This is a genomic window from Mycobacterium sp., assembly GCF_049280035.1.
In the GTDB taxonomy this organism is placed as follows: Bacteria; Actinomycetota; Actinomycetes; order Mycobacteriales; family Mycobacteriaceae; genus Mycobacterium.
This window is the reverse complement of the sequence record NZ_JBAPPI010000890.1, coordinates 1-4,559: the sequence shown is the minus strand read 5'-3', so window position 1 is coordinate 4,559 and position 4,559 is coordinate 1. Positions and strand designations below refer to the sequence as shown.

Sequence of the window (4,559 nt, the reverse complement as noted above, 5' to 3'; positions counted from 1 at the left end):
AGACGGCAGTGGTGGCCGCCGGCGAACGCGGGACTGACCTCGCGGTGCGGTTGGGGTACGCCGGCGTGGACGAGGTCGCCGGGCGGTACCGGACCATTCAGGTCGGCGCGCACACCGTGCGGATGCTGTTGGCCAAGAATCCCGCCGGCTGGCAGGAAGCGCTGTCGATGGTGGACAAGGACGCGGCCGGGGTGGTGATCTCGGTCAACGGGCAGGTGCCCGACGGCGAGGATCTGTCCTGGCTCTGGGATGTCCGCTTCGAGCATTTCGAAAAGACGGCAGTGGTGGCCGCCGGCGAACGCGGGACTGACCTCGCGGTGCGGTTGGGGTACGCCGGCGTGGACCACACCCTGGTGCACGACACGCTGGCGGCCATCGCGTCGTGCCCGCCAGGACCCGTCGAGGTCGTCGCCAACTACACCGCGTTCCTGCAGTTGCAACGCAGATTGGCTCGTCATGGCTGACTCCGCGGTGCAGATCGGCCTGGTGCTGCCCGACGTGATGGGCACCTACGGTGACGGCGGGAATGCCGCAGTACTCCGGCAACGCCTGCGGCTGCGCGGCATCGCCGCCGAGATCGTCGAGATCACGCTGGCCGACGTGGTGCCTGACAGCCTCGACTTGTACACGTTGGGCGGGGCCGAGGACTACGCGCAGCGGCTGGCAACCAAGCATCTGGTCCGCCACCCGGGATTGCAGCGCGCGGCGGCCCGCGGCGCGCCGGTGCTGGCGATCTGCGCGGCCATTCAGGTGCTCGGCCACTGGTATGAGACATCGTCGGGCGAACGGGTTGACGGCGTGGGTCTGCTCGACGCGACCACCTCGCCGCAGCAGGCTCGCACCATCGGGGAGGTGGTCAGCACGCCGCTGCTGGCCGGGTTGACGCAGCCGTTGACCGGTTTCGAGAACCATCGCGGCGGCACGGTGCTCGGTGATGCGGCGTCGCCGCTGGGCGCCGTGAAGAAGGGTGCGGGCAACCGCGCTGGCGACGGCTTCGACGGTGCGGTACAGGGCAGCGTGATCGCCACCTACATGCACGGGCCTTGCTTGGCCCGCAATCCGCAGCTCGCCGACCTGCTGCTGAGCAAAGCGGTAGGTGAGCTGGCGCCGCTGGAGCTGCCCGAAGTGGACTTGTTGCGCCGCGAGCGGCTGCGGGCCTAACCGGCTCTCGGTCCCACCAGCCTCCTGCGTCACTCAATCAGGGAATAGTGTCCTTTCCGTTTTGAGCGCACATGCGATATCAGCACTCGACCGTCGGGGACAGTGATATCGCGGGTGGTGACGAATTGCAGCATCACCTAGTGGGTCCGTCTCGGTATCAGAGTTACCCGTGTGACGGGGCGAGACCTGTCAGACCATCGCGCGGCGGCCGGTCAGCGCGCGGCCCAGGGTCAGCTCGTCGGCGAATTCCAGGTCGCCGCCCATCGGCAGCCCGGAGGCGATCCGCGTGACGGTCAGGCCGGGGATGTCGCGCAACATCCTTACTAAGTAGGTGGCGGTCGCCTCGCCTTCGGTGTTCGGGTCGGTGGCGATGATCACCTCAGTGATGTCGACACCGTCGACCTGTTGACCGATCCGGTTCAGCAGCTCGCGGATGCGTAGTTGCTCGGGACCGACTCCGGACAGCGGATCCAATGCCCCACCCAGAACGTGGTAACGGCCGCGAAATTCGCGGGTGCGCTCGACGGCCTGGACGTCCTTGGCCTCCTCGACGACGCAGACCTGCGAACCGTCCCGGCGCGGGTCGGCGCAGATGCGGCACCGCTCGTCGTCGGAGACGTTGCCGCACACCGCGCAAAACCGCACGCCGTCACGGACTTTGGCCAGCACCGCGGTGAGCCGGTCGATGTCAGGCGGTTCGACGGACAACAAATGAAAGGCGATGCGCTGCGCGCTCTTCGGCCCGATACCCGGCAGCTTGCCGAGCTCGTCGATCAGGTCCTGGACCGGCCCTTCAAACAAGTCAGGACTCCGGGATGCCCAGCGCGTTGCCCATCCCACCGGCCAGCGGACCCAGTTGCTCCTGCGCCATGGTGGTGACCTGCTTGGAGGCGTCAGCGAGCGCGCCAACGATCAGGTCCTGCAGCGTCTCGACATCGCCTGGGTCGACGACCTTGGGATCGATCTTCACCGAAACGACCTCGCCGCTGCCCTTGACGGTGACCTCGACCAGGCCGCCACCGGCCTTTCCGTGTACCTCGGTGTTGGCGAGGCGCTGCTGGGCAGCCATCAGCTGTTGCTGCATCTGCTGCGCCTGGGCAAGCAACGCCGACATGTCGGGCGGGCCTCCGGGTTGCATGATGGTCCCCTTGCATCTTGGTCTCGACTTGGTTTCGGCTCGGTTTCACCCAAGGTTTATGGGCGGGTCGAAGCCTTAAGCGTAGTCGGCGCCAGGCTAACGTGGCGCCGTGCGCATACCACACTGCCTGCGTGTCGGGGCCGGGATGGCCATCGGCGTCCTGACTGTCGTCGTGGGCGCACCGATGCCGACGGCCCCGAAGGCCGCCGCAGCCCCCGGCAACATCGCCGGCATGATCGTGTTCCTCGATCCCGGCCACAACGGCGCCAACGACGCATCGATCAGCCGTCAGGTGCCCACCGGGCGCGGCGGCACCAAGGACTGCCAGGCCAGCGGGACCTCGACCAACGACGGCTATCCGGAGCACACCTTCACCTGGGACACCACGTTGCGCATCCGCGCCGAACTCAATGCGCTGGGGGCACGAACGGCGATGTCGCGCGGCGACGACAGTACGGTGGGCCCTTGCGTCGACCAGCGCGCCGAGATGGCCAACGCGTTGCACCCGAACGCGGTCGTCAGCATCCACGCCGACGGCGGTCCGCCCAACGGGCGGGGTTTTCACGTCAACTACTCCGCGCCGCCGCTCAACCAGGTGCAGGCGGGCCCGTCAGTGCAGCTCGCCCGGATCATGCGCGACCAAATGCGGGCGTCGGGTATCCCGCCGGCCACCTACATCGGCCAGGACGGCCTGTACGGGCGTGCGGACCTGGCCGGGCTGAACCTGGCGCAGTATCCATCGGTTCTGGTCGAGTGCGGCAACATGAAGAATCCGGTCGACTCGGCGCTGATGGAGTCGCCTGAAGGCAGGCAGAAGTACGCCGACGCCGTGGTCAAGGGCATCGCCGGCTACCTTGGCAGCCAAGGCCAGGCCCGCTAGGCCGATTGCCCCGCTAGCTCTCGAGTTCCTTCTTCAGGTTGGCCAGCACCTCGCCTTGGATCCTTTTCAGCCCCAGCGGCGCGAACGTCTTCTCGAAGAAGCCTTTCACGCCACCGGCTCCTGCCCAGGTGGTCGTGACCGTGACGCTCGAACCCGGCCCGGCGGGAGCCACCGTCCAGTTGGTGATCATCGTCGAGTTGGCGTCCTTTTCGATGACGGCGTGGCCGGCGACATCGACGTTCGCCCGGACATCGCGAACCCGGGATTTAGTGGCTTGCAGCTTCCAGCTGGCGACGGTTCCCTGCCCCTGTCCACCTTCCAGCACCTGGTAGTCGCGGTAGTGCGAAGACAGGATTTTGGGGCGGACTCCGCTGTAGTCACCGACGGCAGACAGCACGGTTGTGGGCTCAGCGTTGATCAAGATGGTGCTTGCGGCACTGACGTGTCCCATCAGGCGAAACTCCTCTGCGCAGGGGTTGTGGCCGGCGCCACGCGCGGGCGCGGTGCTTCTGCGCGGGCTGCTATCGGGGACTAGCGTATATCTGGTGCCTGTCCCTGCATCCGCGCCGGCGGCTCACGCGGCGGGCGTCGAGCGGTTGTTGGCGAGCTACCGATCGATTCCCGCGACGGCAGCCGTCCGACTCGCCAAGCCCACCTCCAATTTGTTTCGCGCCCGCGCGAAGCGCGACGCGCCCGGACTGGACACCTCGGGCCTGACGAACGTCATCTCGGTCGACCCTGACGCTCGCACCGCCGATGTAGCCGGCATGTGCACTTACGAGGATCTGGTGGCCGCGACCCTGCCTTACGGCCTGTCGCCCTTAGTAGTCCCCCAGCTGAAGACGATCACGCTGGGCGGGGCGGTTACCGGGCTGGGCATTGAATCGGCCTCGTTCCGCAACGGCCTACCCCACGAATCGGTGCTGGAGATGGATACTCTCACCGGCGCCGGCGAATTGCTCACCGCCTCACCCCAGCAACATCCCGACCTCTACCGCGCATTCCCGAATTCCTATGGCACCCTGGGCTATTCGACAAGGCTTCGCATCGAACTGGAACAAATCAAGCCATTCGTGGCGCTGCGGCACGTGAGGTTCAACTCGCTGACCGATCTGATGACAGCGATGGACCGCATCATCGACACCGGTGGTTTCGACGGTGTGCCGGTCGACTATCTCGACGGCGTGGTGTTCGGCGCCGACGAAAGCTACTTGTGCGTCGGTGTGCGTACCGCCACCCCCGGCCCGGTCAGCGACTACACCGGACAAAACATCTATTACCGCTCCATCCAGCACGGCGCCGGCGTCAAAGAAGACCGGTTGACGACACACGACTATTTGTGGCGATGGGATACCGATTGGTTCTGGTGCTCACAGTCAT

General features: G+C 66.5%; 7 protein-coding genes. 4 read left to right on the top strand and 3 right to left on the bottom strand.

Going from position 1 to position 4,559, the window contains the following annotated elements; genetic code table 11:
- Together WAN71_RS28325 and WAN71_RS28320 are read left to right on the top strand one after the other, a co-directional pair.
- The coding region (locus WAN71_RS28325) for a MurT ligase domain-containing protein (RefSeq protein WP_422228501.1) at positions 1–464 on the top strand (464 nt) is incomplete at its 5' end.
- Positions 457–1,161, top strand: coding sequence for a type 1 glutamine amidotransferase (locus tag WAN71_RS28320; protein WP_422228500.1), 705 nt, complete (start codon positions 457–459; stop codon positions 1,159–1,161). The genes WAN71_RS28325 and WAN71_RS28320, both read left to right, overlap by 8 nt.
- Positions 1,162–1,350: 189 nt before the next feature.
- Here WAN71_RS28320 and recR read toward each other — a convergent pair whose 3' ends face one another.
- Both recR and WAN71_RS28310 read right to left on the bottom strand, forming a co-directional pair.
- Positions 1,351–1,962, bottom strand: a complete 612-nt coding sequence (gene recR / locus WAN71_RS28315; protein ID WP_422228499.1) for a recombination mediator RecR — start codon at positions 1,960–1,962, stop codon at positions 1,351–1,353.
- 1 nt (position 1,963) lies between these two features.
- Positions 1,964–2,299, bottom strand: coding sequence for a YbaB/EbfC family nucleoid-associated protein (locus WAN71_RS28310; protein ID WP_422228498.1), 336 nt, complete (start codon positions 2,297–2,299; stop codon positions 1,964–1,966).
- Between the two features lie 145 nt (positions 2,300–2,444).
- Between WAN71_RS28310 and WAN71_RS28305 the strand changes: the two genes are divergently transcribed.
- Positions 2,445–3,179, top strand: coding sequence for an Rv3717 family N-acetylmuramoyl-L-alanine amidase (locus WAN71_RS28305; RefSeq protein WP_422228503.1), 735 nt, complete (start codon positions 2,445–2,447; stop codon positions 3,177–3,179).
- Between the two features lie 13 nt (positions 3,180–3,192).
- Here the strand turns inward: WAN71_RS28305 and WAN71_RS28300 are convergent, their stop codons facing one another.
- On the bottom strand, positions 3,193–3,630 hold the full coding sequence (locus tag WAN71_RS28300) for an SRPBCC family protein (RefSeq protein ID WP_422228497.1): 438 nt from the start codon (positions 3,628–3,630) through the stop codon (positions 3,193–3,195).
- Between the two features lie 91 nt (positions 3,631–3,721).
- On the opposite strand from WAN71_RS28300, the gene WAN71_RS28295 reads away from it, so the two are divergent.
- On the top strand, positions 3,722–4,559 hold an 838-nt coding region (locus WAN71_RS28295; protein WP_422228502.1), incomplete at its 3' end, for an FAD-binding oxidoreductase.